Source organism: Paenibacillus xylanexedens (genome assembly GCF_007680605.1).
GTDB lineage: Bacteria > Bacillota > Bacilli > Paenibacillales > Paenibacillaceae > Paenibacillus > Paenibacillus xylanexedens_B.
Genome location: NZ_VEIO01000001.1, coordinates 1,664,170 through 1,685,821, shown reverse-complemented (window position 1 = coordinate 1,685,821; position 21,652 = coordinate 1,664,170). Strand labels below are relative to the sequence as shown.

At 43.8% G+C, this 21,652-nt stretch carries 19 protein-coding genes; 10 read left to right on the top strand and 9 right to left on the bottom strand.

Annotated elements, in window-relative coordinates:
* Positions 1–44 precede the first annotated feature (44 nt).
* On the bottom strand, positions 45–1,511 hold the full coding sequence (gene gucD, locus FS818_RS07400; RefSeq protein ID WP_145330984.1) for an alpha-ketoglutaric semialdehyde dehydrogenase GucD: 1,467 nt from the start codon (positions 1,509–1,511) through the stop codon (positions 45–47).
* A 48-nt stretch (positions 1,512–1,559) separates the two neighbouring features.
* Positions 1,560–2,447 (bottom strand): fumarylacetoacetate hydrolase family protein, encoded by an 888-nt coding sequence (locus FS818_RS07395; RefSeq protein WP_145330982.1) that lies wholly within the window; start codon positions 2,445–2,447, stop codon positions 1,560–1,562.
* Between the two features lie 398 nt (positions 2,448–2,845).
* On the opposite strand from FS818_RS07395, the gene FS818_RS07390 reads away from it, so the two are divergent.
* Positions 2,846–3,760 (top strand): AraC family transcriptional regulator, encoded by a 915-nt coding sequence (locus FS818_RS07390; RefSeq protein ID WP_145330980.1) that lies wholly within the window; start codon positions 2,846–2,848, stop codon positions 3,758–3,760.
* Positions 3,761–3,885: 125 nt separating this feature from the next.
* Here FS818_RS07390 and FS818_RS07385 read toward each other — a convergent pair whose 3' ends face one another.
* Positions 3,886–5,307, bottom strand: coding sequence for a family 43 glycosylhydrolase (locus tag FS818_RS07385; protein ID WP_145330978.1), 1,422 nt, complete (start codon positions 5,305–5,307; stop codon positions 3,886–3,888).
* Between the two features lie 140 nt (positions 5,308–5,447).
* Between FS818_RS07385 and FS818_RS07380 the strand changes: the two genes are divergently transcribed.
* The 3 genes from FS818_RS07380 to FS818_RS07370 all read left to right on the top strand — a co-directional run bounded on the left by FS818_RS07380 (position 5,448) and on the right by FS818_RS07370 (position 7,774).
* Positions 5,448–6,206 carry an AraC family transcriptional regulator gene (locus tag FS818_RS07380; RefSeq protein ID WP_145330976.1) on the top strand — a complete coding sequence of 253 codons (759 nt, stop codon included), beginning with the start codon at positions 5,448–5,450 and terminating at the stop codon, positions 6,204–6,206.
* Positions 6,207–6,444: 238 nt separating this feature from the next.
* Positions 6,445–6,966, top strand: a complete 522-nt coding sequence (locus tag FS818_RS07375; RefSeq protein ID WP_145330975.1) for a DinB family protein — start codon at positions 6,445–6,447, stop codon at positions 6,964–6,966.
* Positions 6,967–7,027: 61 nt separating this feature from the next.
* Entirely contained in the window at positions 7,028–7,774 is a 747-nt protein-coding gene (locus tag FS818_RS07370) for an AAA family ATPase (protein WP_260989805.1), read from the top strand.
* Between the two features lie 209 nt (positions 7,775–7,983).
* Here the strand turns inward: FS818_RS07370 and uidA are convergent, their stop codons facing one another.
* Positions 7,984–9,771, bottom strand: a complete 1,788-nt coding sequence (gene uidA, locus FS818_RS07365; RefSeq protein ID WP_145330973.1) for a beta-glucuronidase — start codon at positions 9,769–9,771, stop codon at positions 7,984–7,986.
* Between the two features lie 82 nt (positions 9,772–9,853).
* A complete protein-coding gene (locus FS818_RS07360) occupies positions 9,854–11,206 on the bottom strand; it encodes an MFS transporter (RefSeq protein ID WP_145330971.1) in 1,353 nt (450 codons plus the stop codon).
* A gap of 310 nt (positions 11,207–11,516) precedes the next feature.
* Here FS818_RS07360 and FS818_RS07355 point away from each other — a divergent pair, with 310 nt between their 5' ends.
* Complete coding sequence (locus tag FS818_RS07355; RefSeq protein ID WP_186375428.1) at positions 11,517–12,719, top strand: AraC family transcriptional regulator; 1,203 nt, start codon at positions 11,517–11,519, stop codon at positions 12,717–12,719.
* 68 nt (positions 12,720–12,787) lie between these two features.
* Here the strand turns inward: FS818_RS07355 and FS818_RS07350 are convergent, their stop codons facing one another.
* On the bottom strand, positions 12,788–13,768 hold the full coding sequence (locus FS818_RS07350; protein WP_145330967.1) for an ROK family protein: 981 nt from the start codon (positions 13,766–13,768) through the stop codon (positions 12,788–12,790).
* A gap of 698 nt (positions 13,769–14,466) precedes the next feature.
* On the opposite strand from FS818_RS07350, the gene FS818_RS07345 reads away from it, so the two are divergent.
* Positions 14,467–14,922, top strand: a complete 456-nt coding sequence (locus tag FS818_RS07345; RefSeq protein ID WP_145330965.1) for a hypothetical protein — start codon at positions 14,467–14,469, stop codon at positions 14,920–14,922.
* 89 nt (positions 14,923–15,011) lie between these two features.
* On the opposite strand, the gene FS818_RS07340 is transcribed toward FS818_RS07345, so the two are convergent.
* Entirely contained in the window at positions 15,012–15,230 is a 219-nt protein-coding gene (locus FS818_RS07340) for an effector binding domain-containing protein (RefSeq protein ID WP_260989804.1), read from the bottom strand.
* 171 nt (positions 15,231–15,401) lie between these two features.
* Here FS818_RS07340 and ureA point away from each other — a divergent pair, with 171 nt between their 5' ends.
* Both ureA and ureC read left to right on the top strand, forming a co-directional pair.
* A complete protein-coding gene (gene ureA, locus FS818_RS07335; RefSeq protein ID WP_145330963.1) occupies positions 15,402–16,025 on the top strand; it encodes an urease subunit gamma in 624 nt (207 codons plus the stop codon).
* Positions 16,025–17,737, top strand: a complete 1,713-nt coding sequence (ureC, locus tag FS818_RS07330) for an urease subunit alpha (RefSeq protein WP_145330961.1) — start codon at positions 16,025–16,027, stop codon at positions 17,735–17,737. Before ureA ends, ureC begins: the two co-directional genes overlap by 1 nt.
* Before the next feature lie 116 nt (positions 17,738–17,853).
* Here ureC and FS818_RS07325 read toward each other — a convergent pair whose 3' ends face one another.
* Positions 17,854–18,609, bottom strand: a complete 756-nt coding sequence (locus FS818_RS07325; RefSeq protein WP_145330959.1) for an SDR family oxidoreductase — start codon at positions 18,607–18,609, stop codon at positions 17,854–17,856.
* Between the two features lie 504 nt (positions 18,610–19,113).
* Between FS818_RS07325 and FS818_RS07320 the strand changes: the two genes are divergently transcribed.
* Complete coding sequence (locus FS818_RS07320) at positions 19,114–19,875, top strand: helix-turn-helix domain-containing protein (protein ID WP_145330957.1); 762 nt, start codon at positions 19,114–19,116, stop codon at positions 19,873–19,875.
* A 29-nt stretch (positions 19,876–19,904) separates the two neighbouring features.
* The gene (locus FS818_RS07315) at positions 19,905–20,603 is read left to right on the top strand and encodes a transglutaminase-like domain-containing protein (protein WP_145330955.1); all 699 of its coding nucleotides are present in this window, start codon (positions 19,905–19,907) and stop codon (positions 20,601–20,603) included.
* Here FS818_RS07315 and FS818_RS07310 read toward each other — a convergent pair.
* Complete coding sequence (locus FS818_RS07310) at positions 20,590–21,609, bottom strand: phosphotransferase enzyme family protein (RefSeq protein WP_145330953.1); 1,020 nt, start codon at positions 21,607–21,609, stop codon at positions 20,590–20,592. The two genes, FS818_RS07315 and FS818_RS07310, sit on opposite strands and share 14 nt — an antisense overlap.
* Positions 21,610–21,652 lie beyond the last annotated feature (43 nt).

The following is a 21,652-nucleotide window of genomic DNA, read 5'->3' as shown; positions in this document are numbered from 1 at the left end:
ATAATGGATCGAATCTGTTCGTACATAATATCCCTCCCCGCAGTTTAAGACTTCACGAAGACGGTTTTGATTGCGGTGAAAAATTCAATAGCAGCCTGACCTTGCTCTCTGGAATGGGAACTGGACATCTTCATACCGCCAAACGGAGCCTGCAGCTCAACACCCGCTGTTTCCGCATTAATTCTTACAAGTCCAGCGTCCATATCACGAATAAACGAAAGCATCGATCCAACGTTTTGCGTATAGATCGAAGCACTTAATCCATAGTCACTATCATTGGCTAGCTCTATAGCTTCTTCAATGGAATCTACAGGCATTAAGGCTAGCACCGGGCCAAATATTTCTTCTCTAGCGATTGACATGTGGGATCCGACACCTTCAAATACCGTCGGCTGTACATAAAATCCTTCTGCAAGCTCAGGGCTGTCCGGTCTGTTTCCTCCGGCTAATAGAACTGCACCCTCATCCTGTCCTTTTTGAATATAACTCAGCACCGTATTAAGCTGTCCTTCGCTTGCGCATGGACCCATCCAGCTCTCGCCAGACATACCATCACCCAAACGAATTTCCTCAACTTTTGCCAGAAGCTTTTCCTTGAAAGCATCATAGACGTTTCGTTCAATAATGACACGGCTGGTCGCCGTACATTTCTGACCCGTTGATTTCAGGCCGCCGCTAATCGTTCCTTCCACCGCCAAATCAAGATCAGCATCAGCAGCAATGATAACCGGGTTTTTGCCACCCATTTCAAGCTGATATTTGGCCCCACGAGCCAGTACAGCAGCACCGACCCTTTTGCCCACTTCATTGGAGCCTGTAAAGGTAATTCCGTTCACATCTGCATGTTCAGCCAGTGCAGAACCGATCACCGAGCCTTTACCGCACACCAGATTGAGAACGCCGGCCGGAAGGCCTGCTTCTTCGAAACATTCCAAAACTTTGGCTGCTGTAACCGCTGTCTCCTGTGCAGGTTTCAGAACAACCGTGTTGCCATAGATCAACGCAGGTGCAGCTTTCCAGATCGGAATAGCTACCGGGAAGTTCCACGGTGCGATTACACCAACAACACCAAGCGGTACGCGCGTTGTAAACATTAAAGCTTCGCTGTCCGTGGACGGAATGACATCGCCTGTTTTGCGCATGCCTTCACCTGCGTAATATCTCAAGATCGCGACGCCTCGCATCGTTTCTCCTTTGGCTTCAGGGAACGTTTTCCCCATTTCTCTCGTCATCGCTTCCGCGACTTCATTCGCTCTGCGTTCCAGTACGTTTGCTGCCTGAAAAAGAAAATTACCTCGTTCAGCGCCAGTTAATCTCCGCCATGACTTTGCCGCTGCTTTGGCTGCCGCCACGGCTTGATTCAGGTCTTCCACGCCAGATGCAGGTACATGCCCCACCACTTCATTTCGATTAGCCGGGTTGATACTAGGTTCTGTTTTGCCGCTGGAAGCCTTCACCCATTCTCCGTTAATAAAATTGTTATAGGTCTGCTCTAATTGAAAAGCGCTCATTGTTTTCATCCTCTCTAATTCGTGGTTCGAGTTCCAATTGTCGGATTGTCACGCGTTAGAATCATTTGAAACAACGGGATTAATCAGTGTCCCGATGCCGCTAATTGAAATCTCAATGCGATCCTCTGGCTCCAGGGTAAAATCATTAGGAGGCACAATATTTGTACCTGTCAGGAGTACCGTACCGTCGAACAAATCGTTGTCTCTAGCCAAAAACGAAACGAGTTCATCCAGCTTGCGGTTTAATTCACTCGTGCTGGCTTCACTTTTTACGACGATTTCTCCATTGCGGTAGATCTCGCAAATAATGCTCAGGTCATAGGGGTTCTGCACCGTTTCCGCTAGCCGGATCGCTGGCCCGATGGAGCAAGAATTGCGCCATATTTTGGCCTGCGGCAGATACAGTGGGTTCTCCCCTTCGATATCCCGGCAACTCATGTCATTGCCTGCGATGTATCCTACAATGCTGCCATCAGCGGCAAGCACAAGCCCAAGCTCGGGCTCTGGAATCTGCCATGTGGAATCACTGCGGAGCGTGACCGCTTCATTGGGTCCAATGGTACGTGCAGCTGTGGATTTGAAAAAAATTTCCGGACGTTCTGCATCATAAACTTTATCGTAAAAGGTAGTCGCATCCAGCTTGCCATCGGTTGCTTCATAATTACGAGCTTCCCGGCTTCGCTGATAAGTTACACCTGCTGCCCATACTTCGGGTGCTTCAATGGGATTGACAATATGCAGGGTTGTCCAATCGTCGGTCAGTTTGTTTAGAGGTTTAAAAGCGCTTTCAACAAGTTGGACTGTTGAAACGCCCTGTTCTCTCGCTTGGTAGATCAATGTCATGAAATCAGTCTGTGGCAAACGATAGGCTTGTTCATCATCCGTCACGGCTGCCAGCCACTTCTGTTCTCCATCCAGAAATCGAATAATTCGCATGTAAGCGTGCCTCCTGTGCCCCTATTGGGTTGATAATTCTAGATTAGCATTCGCCATGTCTCATGACGATGTTCTAATCACTCCGACCATTTACCCTTTTCACGCATCAACTTTCTGTTAAAATGAGGATATAAGTTTCACAACGAGTTGATTTACACGGACACTCCGATGACAGAATAACCTGGAGAGTAGCGGTTATCCCCAGATTTTTTGGATTCCCTTTTTCAAAGGGAAAAATCCGGTGATAAAGGCGAAGCTTATGCTTCCGAAGTAGCTTTCTTTCAGAAAGCTTTTAGCTTCGCTTTTTCAGGTTTTTTTCTGTCCTCTCCGTTTTTGTGTAAAGGGTTAGTTCAAACATAAACAATCTTAAAAATTGTACAGGATGAGGGGGACTTGCTGTGGCGAAGCATTCAGAAGCGATTTATTTAGGCCGTTTGCCTGATGTTCGTCTGTCGTTTCAATTAATGGGGTTGCATGCAAGAAAAGCAGATTCGAACTGGACATATCCATCCCATGAACATTCGATGTATGAAATTCACTGGATGATGGAGGGTACGATGAATATGATGATCAATGGGAAACTGCATCAGCAGTCTGAAGGAGATCTTTTGTTCATTCGTCCGGGAACCACCCATGCTTGCACAGGGGCAGGGCCAGAAGGGTTTGCCTATTTTTCGGTTCATTTCAGTGTACATGATACTTCTTTTTGCCGGGAACTCAACCGTAGCAAAGACACCTACTATCCAGCAACATCGAATCTTGCCATGGCCATGTCCCCGATCCTCTCTACGTTGTATGATCTGTCTACAGAGCATTTGTCTGAATCTTTATCCTCCTCGAAACAAATGAAGGTGCATGCCGCTGTATTTGAGCTTCTTGGCTCACTCGTCGGACAGTTATCGCAGAAAACATCCGTTACAGTATCCAGAAAAGAGGCGATTGCCCATCAGATTGCTGAGTATATCGAGGACTCGGTAAGATATATCCATGTACATAGTGAGATTCAGGAAACGAACCGAACCTGGATTCAGGATATTGCTAAATCGCTCAACTTGAGTACGTCACAGGTCAATCGAATTTTCCGAGAAGTGTACGGTCAGGCACCGCGCAAGTATTTATCGGAAACGTTACTGAACGAAGCCCAGCGGCTGTTAAAACAAACCGATCTGAATATTGATCATATTGCCATGATGCTCGGATACAAAACGAATGCACATTTCAGCCGTCAGTTCAAACGCTGGACAGGCACCGCGCCAAGTGAATTTCGCATGCATGCCCAGCAGGAGGTGATGAGTCTTACACAAGACAAATAAATCGCAAAGACGGAGAAGAACGTACTGTTTAAAAGGAAACGCGTTCCCTTGTGAAAAAGAAAAAAGCAGCTCAAGGATGAGTGCCCTCACCACTGGCTGCTTGAAACTTTCGAAGGTAAATGAAGTTAATTCAATTCAAATGAAGCCAGGCTCGCGCTGCCCATCCCCTGGTATGTAAAATACAAGGCCTGCTTACCGTCTGGAATGCGAATCGCGGCAGCATACGACTTCCATACATTGGTGAAGTGTACCGGGATTGTCCCCAGAACGGGTCCGTCCCAAGCGGTTTTTACCTCAAAGCTACCATTGCAGTATCCACGTACCTTAATCGTGACTTGTTGAATGTCTTTACAATCGAAGTATTTAAAACCAGCTGTCGCAGATTCCGTCATATTGGCAATATATCCGGTTTCTTCGTCGCCATCTCGGCCATCTTGGGTAATTTTCGGAAAACGACTGTCGAGCCAAGCGCCTGCACCAAATCCACCCGTATACAATTGATCCTCTTGGGTAAAAAGGTTGCACGCAAGATAGGCGGGGTATTCGCCTCTACCTTCCAAAGGTTCCCCATTCGAACCACAAGAGGTCATTTCAACTTGAGAGATGAATCCATCCTTTTCAAAGTTAAGCTTTTCAATACATCCCTGCCGGTTAAATGCATCTCCATTCGTATGTCTGTGGTAAAAAATGTACCACTCCTTGTTGATCTCTACGATACTTCCATGGTTGTTCCCTCCATAATACATGGGCTTTCCAGCTGGCTTGTATGAATCGATGTGAAGATCACAGTTGCTCACAATTACACCTTGATATTTAAAGCCTTGAGTTGGAGACGTACTGGCTGCGTAACATAATTCATGCATGACGACCGAGGAGTATACGAGGTAGTAGAGGTCTCCCCTTTTGCGAATCGAAGGAGCTTCAAAAAATTCATGTCCTTCATACCCGCTTCCATCACTATACGGCTGACTTGGGGCTATAAATACCGGTTCCTCTACAATCGTTAGCATATCCGAGCCAAGCACTGTCGCCATTGCTCCGTGTCTGGAACGGTCACCAGGTGCACAGAAGCCCGTGTAGAGATAAGTGAACTCTCCTTCTGTCAACACACCTGGATCGAATTGCGGCTCATCCCCTTCTCGTTCCCCGAGCCGAGTGCCGTCTGTATATTGAACATATCCATAGAATTCATATTTACCCGCAGGCGAATCGCATACCGCTACAGAAACAACAGGCACTTTATCCAGTACATAATATAGATAATAGCGACCATCCGGTCCAATTGTTACATCGGGGGCATAAAGGCACATATGACCGTCGGGGTTCAGCGGATCATCTGTTTTTTGATAAATAACTCCCTCATTGCGCCAGTTCCCAAGGTCATTTACAGGTGCGGACCAGCACACATAATCGTTCAGACAAAACGCATGTCCATTAAACCTGTCATGAGACCCGAATACATATACTCTATCGTTAAACACGTAAGGCTCACCGTCAGGCACGTATTCCCATGATGGGAGGTAAGGGTTTAAACCTTGTTTTTTCATCGGAAAATGCACTCCTTTTTTCTATTGCATTCAAGATAACTTTCGTATAATTAGGAGACGCCAAGAATGTACATATTTCAACGGCGTTTCGATGCACACGTAGACGAGACTCATAATACGCATGGTAAAGGTGAAAAACGATGAATACGATTTTTTACGTTGAATATGACGCTGAGCATCACAGTCCATTTGTGTTTGACATACCTGAAGGTCATGATTGCTGGCTGTTGGTCATTACGCAGACTCCGGCACTGTTCTGGGTCAATGGTCAACTACAAGAATTCCCGCCCCATTGTGCTGTCTTGTATCCGCCCTATTCGAAAATATATTATCGCGCTTGCTCGAACCGATATGCGAACGATTGGATACGTTTTGCAAGTGACGAGCTCTATGTAACCGAAACATCTCTCCCTCTGGGTGAACCTTTTGCATTAGATGATCCTGAATATTGTCATAAGCTGTTTCAATTACTTGTCGCAGAGCATTCTCTCCAGAACGGATACAAGGAATCGTCCATCGATTATTTGCTTCGCACATTGTTTAACAAACTGCTTGAATCTTATGTGCAAAAAAATATTGGCCCGCAGCATTATCCTCTGATGAAACTTCGGACAGCTATTCACAACCATCCAAGTCACCCATGGACTGTGGCTACAATGGCTAAAACCATGAATATCAGCCCGGGATACTTGCAACTCATTTATAAGAAATCATTCGGTTTGTCCTGCATAGATGATGTCATCCATAGCCGGATCCGTTTGGCTAAAGAGTACCTTAGACACCATCCCTATACGGTTGCAGAGATTGCGGAAAGATGCGGGTACCGTAATGTCGAACATTTCTGCCGGCAATTCAAACAAATGACGGGTGTATCGCCTAAGCGATTCAAACATCAGTGAGTCTTAATGAGCAGCTGTACTTCTGAAACAGACTTGTTTGTTTCTCAAAGTTTCTACGTGAAATGGTAGCGCTATCTTATAATTTTAAGATAAGGTTTTTAGCACATTCATACAATGACTTATCCTGACCGATTATTGATCAATCCTCATATGAGAGTAGTTATTAGACTTTTCTTCGGTTCTACCGAGATTAATGGTAAAATAAACAAAAAATGATGCCCACTAAAGGAGAGTTAACATGAACGAAAGACCGAGCAAAGAGGAATATGCTGCTTTCTACGAAGGATATATTAACCTTGTTCCTGAAGGAAATGTCATTGAGTTGTTACAAAAGCAGGCGGAACGCGTGGAGAGCGCAATTCGCGCATTATCCGACGAACAAGCCGATTACCGCTATGGTGAAGGGAAATGGAGTGTTAAAGAGGTTTTTGGTCACCTTATTGATAATGAGCGAATTATGAGCGGCCGTTTGTTACGCATCGCCAGAGGAGACAAGACCTCTCTTCCGGGATATGATCAGGACACGCTTATGGAAGGTCATCCTTTTGAAACGTATAGCGTGGTTGATCTGGCTGAGGAATATGCAGCGGTACGGTATTCCACCATTGTACTGCTCCGCCGCCTGAGTCCGGAAGCTTGGATGCGTATGGGGCAGGTCAATGATAACACGGCATCTACTCGTTCCATTGCTTATGTGATTACCGGACACGAACTGCATCATTTGTCAGTCCTTCGCGATCGTTATGATGTACAGATATAATCTGTAGAGGCATGTCATTCGTTACTGGGGGTGAAATGAATTGCAAGGATCTCCAGCTTATTTGAGGCAAATACAGCTTAAACGGAATCTAATTGCTACTTATGATGAGTATCCTTTTGACTTGCCTGTTATTCGTAATCTACATACGATGGATTTTCATCCCAAAGTTACGTACATTGTTGGTGAGAACGGGATGGGCAAGTCCACGTTAATGGAGTCGATTGCCGTGTCATGGGGATTCAATCCCGAAGGCGGCACGATGAACTTTACGTTTTCTACCCGAGCCACGCATTCGAACTTGTATGAGTATGTTCAATTAGTCAAAGGCACACGGCGTCCCAAGGACGGCTTCTTTTTCAGGGCCGAGAGTTATTATAATCTGGCAACAACTATTGATGAGTTGGATCGCGAGCCTTCCTATGGTGCTCCCATCAAGGATTCATATGGCGGTAAATCGTTACATGAGCAATCTCATGGAGAGTCCTTTTTTTCCACGTTTGTTCATCGGTTTGGCGGTCATGGCCTTTATATTCTGGACGAGCCTGAGGCGGCATTATCGCCGCTTCGCCAGATGGCCATGCTTGCCCGAATTCATGAGCTGGTAGAGCGAAATTCACAATTCATTATTGCTACCCACTCTCCTATTCTGATGGCGTATCCTGATGCGCAGATCTATAACCTGACACCGGGAGGCATCGAATCACAGACCTTGGAGGAAACCGATCATTTCTTAATCATGAAAGAATTTCTGAATAACAAGGATAAAATGATTCAGCAGTTGTTTGAAGGAGCGGACACAGACGGTTAAGGACACTCACTATCGATTCTCATGCTACCTCCTGACCTGCTCCTACAACCTGTGTTATCACCGCTACTAAATAAAAAGAGCCAGCTAACCATATTGATTAGCTGGCTTACCTATTGATCACTAGAATGACTTGACCGCTACAATTACTTCTTGATCACTCGGATTGCTTCATGTACATATTCCTTCATATAGATATTCCTGTTTCGTTCTTAGCCCTTATAATGAAAATCCGGTATGCTCGTCCAGCGTCGTTTCAGTTCATGTGCGATAGCTTTCGGTTTACGGTCCCGTGTGAAAATGCCTTTCTTATTGCCTTGTACACGAATAATTCCCTGACTGGTGGCAAAATCAGCAAAGTTCCATACTTGTTCACCGACAAAGTGCTCAAATTCATCGAATACTTCATGGTTGGCTTTGTAAAATTCTACTTGGTATTCCTCTGTAAACATGACAGGTTCAACATCATGCAATCCGGCAACCGTGTCTGCCCCGTATTCGGTCATCATGAAAGGTTTGTTCGGGCATCGCTTTAACCAGCCATTGAATTCAGCACGAAGCTTTTCCTTGGCAGCGTGCAAATCCCCACCATCCACATACCAGCCGTAATATCGGTTAAAGGTGAGAATATCCAACAGCTCCGCAATCTGATCCTTCTCAGGTGAGGATTCCATTTGAGTAACAATGGTCACCGGACGTTTCTGTGGATCTAACTCTCTCGTCAGATCAATCAGCGGTTTAAAATATTCATAGGCTCCCTTTTCTTCAGAGGCAGGTTCGTTAGCGATATTCCACATGACCACACACGGGTGATTTTTGTCCCGCTCAATGAGTTCCCGAATGACGTCCTGATGATGTTCAAACGTATCAAGCTCGTCCCATGTGTTTTTCAACACGCCCCCGCGATGCACAACCAGCATGTTCAGATGCATGCCAACCGCGGCCACCTCATCAATCACGACAAAACCTTCCCGATCTGCCAGTCGCATCACTTCTTCTGAATATGGGTAGTGTGCGGTACGGAAGGAGTTGGCTCCCGACCATTTCATCAGATTAAAATCAAGCACATTGGCTGCCTCATTAAAACCTCTGCCATGAATGGTCGTATCCTCATGTTTGCCGTACCCTTTGAAGTAAAAGGGTTTATCATTAATCAGGAACTTGCCTTCTTTCACTTCTACACTTCTCACCCCGAATGGCTGTTCATATACATCCATGGTTTTCCCTTCAGTTTGCAATTCTGCGCGCAACGTGTATAAGTAAGCATTCAGCGGCTCCCAGAGTCTAACATCTGATATAATCATCGTGCCTGATTCGCCTTCGGATGTTGCAACCAAAGAGCCGGATTCATCGATAATTTCAGCTTTAACCGACGCAGAGCCGACCACATCAATGGAATACAGAACCTGTCCGTCCAATTTGGTTACGATCGTGACATCCTTAACATAGGTCATTGGTGTTGTGTATATTTTTACAGGGCGATGCAGACCGGCATAGTTGAAAAAATCAAAGTTTGGCAGATTGTGCAACGTTATTTGCCCGTTCGAATGTTTTTTCTCAATGATAGAGCCGACGGGTAAGGTGGTTTCGTCTACGATATTGTTTACAGCGACGGTTATGCGATTCTTCCCTTTGTGCAAGTAACGGTTTATTTCAGCTTCAAAAGGTAAAAAGCCGCCTTTGTGCTCGGCAACAAACTCCCCGTTCACATACACTTTGGCTACATGAGTAACGGATCCAAAGCGCAATACAACTCTCTCTTCATTTATCACACTTGGCAAAGTGATCTCACGCTCATACCAGACCCAGCCCACATGGTCACGTATTTTGGCGCTTACTCCGATATCGTTATATGAGGCTGGGACAGCCATGCGCATCGGATCTTGAAGTTTTTCCTTTTGCCAATTATCCTTGAATCCCTCTCCGGCATCTAACTTGAAATTCCAGATTCCATTCAGATCGATTAGATTACGTGTCTCGGTCAAAATAGGGTATAACATATGAACATCTCCTTCATTCTCTATAAAATAGGGGCTTCCTCTACCTCCTGCCTTATACACGTTGTGAAACGGGTCTCGGGTATCAGTTCATTCGTTTTGCATTGATATCGCTTACAAGTTGTGCTGTACGTTTTTTGTTTAATGGATACAGGAAAGCAATGCAGATAAATACGAGAAACAGACCTATAGCTGGTACAATGGTCGCTAAAAAATAAATGCCTTCAAGTGTACGTGGTGTTTGCACATGCAGTGCAGCATTATACCCGACAGCCGCCATGGCTACCCCGCCAATACCACCTGCAACGGCCTGCCCGACTTTACGTGAAAAGGAATAGATGGAATATATCGTCGCATCCTCCCGGAGTCCTGTAACATGTTCATGATAGTCAACCAAATCTGTGATAAACGCCCAGCTGATCAGATTGAACAGAGCGTATCCTAGCAACCCGACGAACAGAATCGCCATGTATTGAATAGCGGAAAGATTCGGAATGAAATACAGCAGCAAGTAAACAAGCGTTGAGAGTAAAAAGCCTGCAGCGGCAACTTCTTTTTTTCCGAACTTTGCTACGAGCGGTTTGATTAACGGCATTCCGATAAATATAGGCGCAGCTTGCACCAGACTGAACACACTAAGTAATTGCGCGTTACCGAAATAGTCTTTGAACAAATACGTATTAACCGTGCCAAGCAACATTAAATTGATCAAGAAAATGAGCGATCCGATCAGGAAGACGATGAGCGGCTTGTTTTTCAAAAGTCCATATAATGTTTTTCTCAGATTGGTATTTGGTTTCTCGTTCATATCCGGGATAACACGTTCGAGCGATAATGTATAACACGCCATATAAGAAGCAATGGACAATATTCCAAAAATAACAGCTCCCAGTAAAAAACGGCTTGCATTCGCTTCGTTATTTACAAACAACAGCAACGGGCCCACCACGCCTACGAATAATTGCGCCAATGTTGCTCCAAGCGATCTCCATGTAGACAGAACGGTTCGTTCTACTGGGTCAGCAGTAATAACTGAAGCCATGGAACCGTAAGGAATGTTAACGGTGCTGTAAAGCGTTCCCCAAAGAATATAAGTAACATAAGCGTAGGCGAGATAAAATCCATCGGGCATTCCGGGAATGTAAACAAACATGAGTACCCCGGAGATCACGAGCGGAAATGACATGCGATAAATCCATGGTTTGAATTTACCGTGTTTGCTTGCTTTACGCGTATCGACAAAACGTCCCCATGTGACATCGGCTACGGCATCCCACAAACGGGCTAACAGGAATAATCCTCCCACCGCTGCCGGGTTAATATGAAATACGTCGGTGTAATAGACCATTAAAAATGAGCCAACTAGCGCGAAAAAGAAATCGTTTCCAAAATCACCAAACAAATAGCCGAATTTATCCTTATATCCGAAAGGACGCATAAAAATCCACCTCTTTATTCAAAATTTGGAATAACTATTGTCGATTTTTATTACAAGATGAATCTGATCATTTGATAACGCTCTCAATTCAGGGTGTAGGTCTTGTATTATATTGATTGAGTTGCTGATCCCCCTTAAATCCATGCTTGAAATCGATTTCATGACAAATTATAATCGGTCTTGTGAGGTTTCATATGGTAAGTTTCACATGTAAATAGGAATATTCACATGTGTTTTTCACTTCTTAGACTGGAACGGAGGCTTGGTGATGAATAACTGTTGTGATGAAAGCCTTGAATATATATGTAATATGACACATCATTTATACAATGTACCCGTCTACTATTTTGATAATGAATATAAACCGATCTATCAAGTTACCCCTGTGGATTTCCAGCTTAATCCCTTACTTCCCTCTGACGATAAGATCATGACAGAGCTCTTTTCCAGCATGCCACTCGAGCCACTTCCTGTCCTTCGTGAAACAATCTATTTGGAGAAATTTTTCGCTATACGTATTCTTGCGGATCATCAGTGGAAAGGAATCATTATCGTAGGCCCGGTTATCAATTTTAAAATGACAGAGGAGATCATTCGTGTGACTCTAAGTGATTTGTTAGCCAAAGCGGATCATCACGAAATGAAGATGTATTACGACGGAGTCCCTGTGATGAGTACGTTTAAATTCATTAATCTCAGTATGGCAATGTATTTCATGCTCTATCAGAAAAAGCTAACGCTAGACGAAATCTTAATGAAAAATGAGGATGACCGTTGGAGAAAAACGCTGGAAATCGAGCAACCGTATAAGCAAATCATAGACGACCGTCAAAATAATCTCATTCACACGGAGATTGATAAAGAGAAGAAAGTATTTGATTTCATTCGATTGGGTAGAACCGATAAGGTGTTGGAATCCTTTCATACCATTCACAAACAAGGCAAAAAAAGTGTGTTGTCCAAGACGAGTTATCTGCGTAGTCAAAAGAATCTGGCGATCTCCCTGATCACGCTTGCAACAAGATCAGCGGTAGAAGGTGGTGTTTTTCAAGAGATTGCTTATAATCTTAGTGATTTTTATATTCTTAAAATTGAGGACTTAACCGACAGCCAAGCGGTAGAGGATTTAATGGAGGTTGCTCTGCTTGATTTTGCGGAACGTGTGAAGCGCAGTAAAAAACACAAATACTCGAAACCGATTAACATATGCCAAAACCATATCTTCAACCATTTAAACGAGCGGATTACGATCTCACAACTGGCTGAAATCACTTCGTTGAATCCGAATTATTTGTCCAATCTGTTTAAAAAAGAAGTAGGCATCTCCATTTCGCAGTTTATTTTGAAAACAAAAATTGAAGAAGCTCAAAATCTGTTGACGTATTCTCACTATACGTTAGCGGAGATTTCTACCCTCTTAAACTTTTACGATCAGAGTTACTTTGCGAAAGTGTTCAAAACGTATACGGGATGTACACCGAAACAATTTAAAGATCAAAGAAAAAAAGATTAAACAAAATTGGATCAGAAACAACAAAAAACCGCTGTAAAAGCGGCTTTTGAAGGTTTGTTTAGTCATGCTTACATTCCGGTGTTCGAAAGTAACCTGTGATTCGCGTATGCGGCGGCACCGATCATGCCCGCTTGTCCGCCCAGTTTGGCTTGCACGATGGTACAAGCTCCCGAAGCGAGCTTTAATGAGTGATTTACCACGGTATTACGGACGGTGTTAAGGAGACGATCGCCGGCTGCGGACATGCCGCCCCCTACGATAATCATTTCGGGATTCAGCATATTTATGACATTGGAAAGGCCGAAACCTAATATCTCTCCTGTTTCGTGCATGACTTCAACAGCAAGTACGTCGCCAAGGTCATACGCATTCGAGATCATATGAGCGGTAATTCTGGACGGATCTCCTTCTATCCACTCCGTAATCATACTGGATCGGCCTGCCTCCAGCTTTTCCGTGAACGTTCGAACCATTCCAATAGCAGATACATATCTGCCCAGGCATCCTGAACTCCCGCAACGGCAAGCACGGCCTTCTCTATACATATTCATGTGTCCAATTTCCCCTGCACTTGAGGTTGCTCCGTAGATTACCTTCCCGTCATTAACGATTCCAGAGCCCAGACCGGTTCCTAACGTGATTAATACCAAGTTGCGGCAACCGACACCTGCACCAAAACGCCATTCACCATATAGATTCACGCGTACGTCATTGTCGATAAAAACAGGGAAATCAAAACGTTTGTTCATGTGATCAACGACATGGATATTCTCCCATTCGGGGAAGTTAGGCGAAAATATAGATAAGCCCGTTTGTGGATCTAGCAATCCAGGCACACCTATACCCATGCAATGTACCTCTTCAGGATAGATTCCTTCGGCCGCCATCATTTCTTGCGTGATGTTCACTATTCTATTTAACACATGGATCGGGCCTTTGTCGGCTTCCGTAGTATCACTTCGTTCGTGGATTTTCTTAAATGCTGTATTAAACACAGCGGATTTAATATTGGTACCGCCCAGATCTATTCCGATTATATATTTGCTCATTTTAGAACCCCTACTTTAAGTGATATAGATACAATGGTATTAAACCATGAAAACAAGTATAGCGGTAAATATGATGGCATCCATTTACTTACTCCAGCAGATAAATAAACACCTCTTTTTCGTTTAAGGTAATAACATCTATACATTATTCTTTCAACTTCCATATAGTATCTTATATGACAAAATAATATGAAAAAACTATAGTTTGGAGGAATGATCGTGGTACGTACACTTGATGCTCGTACTTCACTCGGATCGGACGGCACGACTCCCTTGAATATTGTTCTCGTTACTCGCTTGCCTACTCTAGTAGGTATCCTTGGACTTAACATTGTCAATCCAGGACCCGTCATACGTACACAGTTTAGTGGAAGCTACCAAATTGTGGTATCAAATGTTATTTCAGTGCCATCTGTCATACAAGTTGACATATTTAGAGGACCTACGAATACAGGAACACCGATCTATACTTTTCAACAGTCTATATTCACTGTACAAAACAACGTGCTACTGAGTTTTGAAGGTTCTGATTACAATGTGCCTCCTCCCCCAAGTGGACAGCTCACGTATTCATGTTACTTGACTTTTTTAGATTCACTTTCTTCGCAAATAGCGACTCGTCTTGGGCCAGAATGTTTTAATGCTGTCGCATACAGTGACGATTAATATTTGATTTTGAATAAGAGAGGTGGTTCGCCTTGGTCAAAACGCTGGATGCTCGAACATCTCAAGGTTCTAATGGAACAGGAGAATTAAATCTCGATAATTTTATAAATGGAATTCCGTTGTTAATGGCTCAGGTTGGACTTCAGGTGAAGAATCCAGGTCCATGGCTACGAACGTTTTTCTCAGGAACTATTAACCTCACGGCATATAACCTGCCTAGTCAAGGAAGTCTTGGCATAGAGGTTTACCGCGAATCAGATGGTATCCAGGCATTGGTATATTTTTCATATGTTATAGTTAGAGGTAACCGTTTGGTTAGTCCCTGTACATTAACCTTCAATGGCTCGGATTATAATGTTCCCGCCCCCAGCAGTGGCCAGGTTACTTATACTGTGTATAGTGTCTTCACCTATAATCCTCAATACAGTATCACGAACTTTAGAATAGGGCCTGAAAGTTTTAATGCAACGATATATTCGGATGATTAAAGAGGTTGATCTAAAATGAAATGGTTATCTAGATTATTAGTGAACAGGAGCCTTCTTTTCGAGGCTCCTGTTTTGATTTGGTAAGTAAGCTACATTATTTTTCGCACAGCAAACCATAATTCGACGAATTGCAGTCCATCCTTGCTTCCTGTAACCTCGAGTTCGAGACCGTCGACTTGCTCATAACCTGCTGTTGGGAGCCATTCTGAGAAGAAACGTTTATATAACGTTTCCATAACCTCACCGAGTTGATCCCAGGCAAATGGCTCAGATGAAAAGATAGCCCACACCTTTTCTTTAACAATCATTTGTGATCTTGCACAAATCAACCTTCTGATGTCATGTTATTTGACATTCTTGTTTGACTCCCCTCTACAACCATGTTACATTTTCAAACATAAGCAATGATTGGAAAAAGATTACATGAAACTCGAACTGTTATTCCTACTTATTTTAACTCAGCGAAGGAGTTGCTGACTATGCACTTGACTGTACAGGAACGTGAAAAATTACTAATGTATCTCGCAGCGGATATGGCTGAAAAAAGGCTGAAACGTGGCGTTCAGCTGAATTACCCGGAAGCCGCTGCCTATATTTCAGGTTTTGTCGTAGAGGGTGCACGGGATGGGAAAACCGTTAAACAACTGATGGAAGAAGCTCGCCACCTTTTATCAGCAAATCAGGTAATGGATGGCGTAGCCGAGTTGCTGAGCGAAGTTCAGATTGAAGCCACGTTCCCCGACGGAACGAAGCTTGTGACTGTGCATGAGCCTGTTGCTCGGATCGATGGTGCGATTATCCCCGGTGAATATGAATTTGCGGATGACCCCATTGTCCTGTTACCTGACCGCAAACGAATTACCCGTTCTGTGACCAATACAGGAAGCCGACCTATTCAGGTCGGATCACACTTTCACTTTTTTGAAACGAACCCCGCTTTATCATTTAACCGTGAAGGAACCAAAGGATATCGACTGGATATTGCTTCAGGTCTATCCGTCCGCTTTGAACCGGGAGAAGTTCATGAGATCACACTGGTTGAAATCGGTGGAACGAAAGAAATCCATGGATTCGCCGGGTTAACCAACGGGAGGGTTGAATGATGAACACCATTGATCGCGCCACATATGCAAGCATGTATGGTCCCACGACCGGAGATCGGATTCGGCTTGCGGACACCTCGTTAAAAATTGAGATTGAAAAAGACTTTACCGTGTATGGAGATGAGTGCGTTTTTGGCGGAGGTAAAACGGTCAGGGACGGCATGGGACAGCATCCTCTGGCAACGCGTAGCGAAGGTGTCCTGGATACGGTCATTACCAACGTTGTAATTGTGGATACATGGGGAATTGTCAAAGCCGATATTGGCATTAAGGACGGACTGATTCGAGGCATTGGCAAAGCGGGAAATCCGTTTGTGATGGATGGTGTCGATCCTGATATGTATATTGGTGTGGGTACGGAAGTGATTTCTGGTGAAAATATGATTGTGACCGCTGGCGGTGTAGACAGCCATGTTCACTTCATTTCGCCGCAGCAAATTGAAATTGCCCTGCAGAGTGGCATTACGACGATGATTGGCGGAGGTTCCGGCCCGGCAACAGGCACGCTTGCAACCAACTGTACCTCGGGTGTATGGCATATCGAACGCATGCTACAGGCGCTTGATTCACTTCCGATGAATTTTGTGATGCTTGGCCGAGGCAACAGTTCCAGACCTGAAGCGTTGATGGAACAAGTACTTGCTGGTGTCGGCGGGCTGAAAATTCATGAAGATTGGGGAAGTACACCTTACGTTATCGATAAATGTTTAAGCGTGGCGGAACAGTATGACATTCAGGTCAATATCCATACGGATACGCTGAATGAAGCTGGATATGTGGAGGATAGTCTGCGTTCATTCAATGGTCGCGCCATTCATACCTACCATACGGAAGGTGCGGGCGGTGGTCACGCGCCGGACTTGTTACGTGTCGCTTCCATGCCGAACGTCCTGCCTTCTTCCACCAGTCCAACCATGCCTTATACCCGAAATACCGTCGATGAGCATCTGGATATGCTAATGATCTGCCATCATCTCGATCCCAAAATTCCGGAGGATGTCGCCTTTGCCGCTTCGCGGATTCGGGAGACAACGATTGGTGCGGAAGATATTTTACATGATATCGGTGCGATCAGCATGACCAGTTCGGATTCACAGGCGATGGGCCGTGTAGGTGAGGTGGCGATTAGAACATGGCAGACAGCGGATAAAATGAAGAAACAACGCGGTGCACTTGTCGGTGATATCCAGGCGGATAACAATCGTGTGAAACGATATATTGCCAAATATACGATTAACCCTGCAATTACCCATGGCATTTCCACATATGTAGGCTCGATTGAAGTCGGTAAAATGGCCGATCTTGTGTTATGGAAACCCGCTTTCTTTGGAGTTAAACCGGAACTTGTCATCAAAGGCGGTATGATCATGCATAGTGTCATGGGAGATCCTAATTCTACGATCTCGACACCACAGCCCTACATGTACAGACCGATGTTTGGAAGCTATGGCAAAGCACGTTCAGCCATTTGTGCAACCTTTGTTTCTCAGGCATCCATTGATGCGGGTACCCTTTCTCCTCTGGGGCTGAGTAAATCCTTAAAACCTGTGAAAGGCTGTCGTGCAGCGAGCAAAAAAGATATGATTTTAAATGGAGAAACGCCAACAATTATGGTTGATCCGAAGAATTATACCGTATCCGTGAACGGTGAAACGCTACGCTGCCTTCCGGTTGACGAACTTCCCATGGCACAAAGGTACTTCTTGAGTTAATATGATGGAATAATTGTTGCCTTCATTGAATGACTCCGTTTAAATCTACAAAAAAGCCCAGCTAACCTAGCCGGGCTTTTTATGATTCCAATCATATTCTATCCGGTCCCGTTCGATTATTCTCTTATAAATCCACCTTCCGAATGAATAACTTGTCCCGTAATCCAAGCTCCGGCTTCACTCACGAGAAAATCAATAATGTTCGCTGCATCCTCAGGTGCTCCAATCCGTCCCAACGGGAACTTTGGCATCAGATAATCCCTAATGGAGTCATCCATCCACGTTGTATCTGTAGGCCCAGGGTTTACAGCATTCACTGTAATTTTCAATGGTGCAAGTTCACGAGATAAGGATGTTGTAAAAGCGGAGATCGCACCTTTGGTCGCAACATACGCTAATTCTCCTGGCATCGGCGATATATCCTGTCCTGAAGTCATATTGATAATTCTGCCTGAGGTTAGATTGGATTTTTCGAATTCACGGGCAAATATCGTACACAGTAGAAACGTCGATCGCATATTAACAGCATAGTGGTTATCCATGAGTTCGGCATCAAAGGACTTGTAATCGGTGTTGACACAATAAGCCGCATTGTTAATAAGTATGCAAGGTTGCCCTAGTTTCTCGACTGTATTTTCGTATACTCGTTGTGCTGCGTTACGGTCGGTTAGATCGATCTCAATTGATGCACAACGAACACCGATGTCTTCAATTTCCTTGTGAAACGCAAAGGTCCATTCAGGGTCAGCCTTATAGTGTGTGAAGAAAATATCAATATCTCTGGAAGCTAGTTTGCGACAAAAAGCACTTCCCATTTCTCTGGGACCGCTGGCACCTGTGATCATTGCTATTTTCCTCTGATTTTGAGTCATCATTCTACCTCCACTTACATAAAAGATGTGTATCTTTTCATCAATTATAGTGAATAGAGGTGACTTGTGAAACACTTCTATTCAAACGAATATCTGAACAGCCCATAATAAAGAGGCCCAAGTGTGAGTACTAGAGTAACAAACATTAACAATCTTCTCTTACTAAGAGAGATTTCTGCTAGAATCTCTTCGCCTTGGTGATCCTTAAGTTGCATCCCGAACAGTATTTCCCACACTAACCCCGAGATTGTGAGTACTTTCCATGTTAAAGGGTTCAGCCAGGGATGCTGTTCCAAGTAATCCAAGATATCGTCCATAACAATCACATGTGTACCCCATTTTAGTCTATTATAAAATAATCGTAACCAACGCCCTGTTGCATTATAGTGAAGCATTTTCGTTCTGCATAGTGGGAAATTATCCTAAAATAAAGGGATAAAGAAGATTCATATGTAATATACAGTGATCATTAATTTATTTTACCTATGAGGTGATTCTCGTTTGATGAATTTATATGGCGCGCAGCATCACATTCTTGTGCATTCCAATGCCATTGATGCCGAGGCACATCAACATACGTTTATTCAAGTTACGATTGCACTAGAAAATTATTTTCAGATTGAAGTTCAGGGAGAGAATATAAGTACAGCTGGAATCATACTTAACTCCAGTGTATCTCATCGTTTGCAGGTCTCAGGGCAGCCCTTAGTTTTGCTTTTAATAGACAGCACCTCCAGCATTGCAGCGGCTTTCAAAAAATATATGGGTAACCAGGCATACGTTAATTTCCCTTTGGAGCTTAGTAAAGAAATCGCCGAATTTCTCAAAGCACGTTTACCGCTAATTCATGATGCAGAGACTTACCGTGTATTTTTACAACAACTCATGACTTTATTTCACCTGAACCACACGCTACCTGTAGTCACAGATTCACGAATCAAGGAATTGCTTCAACATATGAAGGATTGCACGGATTCGGAGCACTCTATTCGTAATTACGCAGAAACGTTCGGTCTTTCAAGCAGTAGGCTGTCACATCTGTTTAAAGAGAATACAGGAATATCCCTTAGTGGTTATCTCGTCTTACATAAGTTACAGAAGGCATGTTATCTGATTTTTCAAGGAACCAGTATCACGGACGCAGCCATGGCAGCTGGTTTTGATACACCCTCTCATTTTGCCAATACCAGCAAGCGATTGCTAGGAATGACCGCCAAAGATATTCGCAAAGATAGCGTGTTTTTGCAAGTTTCCTCCCTGCATTGACGTTACAATGTTTACAGGAGGTGCTCATCATGAACAACTATCTCGAGCAAACGGAATTGTTAGATTACAATCATTCGACCATTCAGAGCCTCATTCGCAGTCGTAACTGGGCCTCACTCCCTGTAAAGGAACAGATCCTTCATGTATATAATTACGTTCGCGACGAGATTCAATTTGGTTATAACCGCAGTGATGATATTCAAGCTTCAGAAGTGTTGCAAGATGGCTACGGTCAGTGTAATACAAAAGGCATTTTATTCATGGCGTTGCTCAGAGCATTGGGTATCCCTTGCCGGATTCACGGTTTTACGATTCATAAACAATTGCAAAAGGGTGCCATGAAAGGCTGGTATTATCACCTTTCTCCGAAAGAGATCATCCATAGCTGGATTGAAGTGTTATATAACGACAGATGGTTAAACATCGAAGGTTTTATCCTGGATATCCCTTATCTGACCAAGCTTCAGCAAAAGTTCGAGCAATGTACAGGTTCATTTTGCGGGTATGGCGTGGCTACGGATGATTTTCAGAACCCCGCTATTTATTGGAATGAAAATGACACCTATGTGCAGAAAGAAGGCATCGTTCAGGATTTCGGTACGTTCGACAATCCCGATCAATTTTTTACGCTCCATCCGCAAAAGCTAAATCCAATAAAGAGAATGATATTCACCCATGTGGTGAGGCATTTAATGAATAGGAATGTGAGCGGCATTAGGCGGGGATGACAGGCTCGATCACTTCGAATAAAAATGGATTTCCGTTTAAATATTCTCTTATGTATGCTTGGGCATATTTCTGTTCTTCGATTAAACTGGCTGTTTCTCTTGGATCAGAGGCGTGATGGCAGTAATTTTCGATCAGGATCATAACAAAAAAACATTCCAGATCCCGAGTATAGTCCGCTTCGAGCTTCCTAATACTCTCATAACCTTGGATAAGCATCCATCGATGCTTTGGCCAAAGCTCCAATAGGGTGCCTGCCATATCGTAGAGATAATATCCGTACCCACATCTTCCAAAATCAATCGGAGAAGGTTGATTACCGTTAAAAACCATATTACCGGTATGTAAATCAGCATGAATGAGCCCATAGTTATGTTCACTTGGACGCATAATGGTAAGCTGAGATACAACCTTCTCCGCTGCGTATTGATACAGCTTCCATGCCTCTTCGGATAAAAAACGTTCATGGTAACGTTCCAACTTAGCCAGTTCACGTTTAAAATTTTCTACTCCCCAAACAGGTCTTACAAAATCAGAAGGTGGATTGAAATCCTTTGTTGCTTCATGGAGCCTGCTTATTAATACACCCATATGATATGCATGACTATCCGTAAATTCCCCTGTTGCTTTTTCACCCTCGACCCACCGCATCATCGTTACATAAGGGCTTCTATATCCTATTTCTGTTTCGATGTCCAATACATAAATACCATCACGACTTGCAATCCCTTCGGGTAAACTTAGATCATTCCATGTATTCAGTGCTTGTAACAGTAAAAGTTCGGAACGAATTTCCTCTTTGCTCAATCGGTCCGAATGAATACGAAGTAAATAATGGTAATCTGTACTGGTTTCAATTTTATATGTGATCGTATCAGAAAGTTGAATAAACCGGATGTTATCCCACTCTATATCATACTGTTGAATTGCTGATAATGCGACTTTCCTTGCTCTGATGAATAACGCTCGCCGTTCTTCATCCGTATCAAATCTAAAAAAATCATTCATATGTTATCCCCCTGCAGTTTTCACAAAGTAAAAATTAACTACC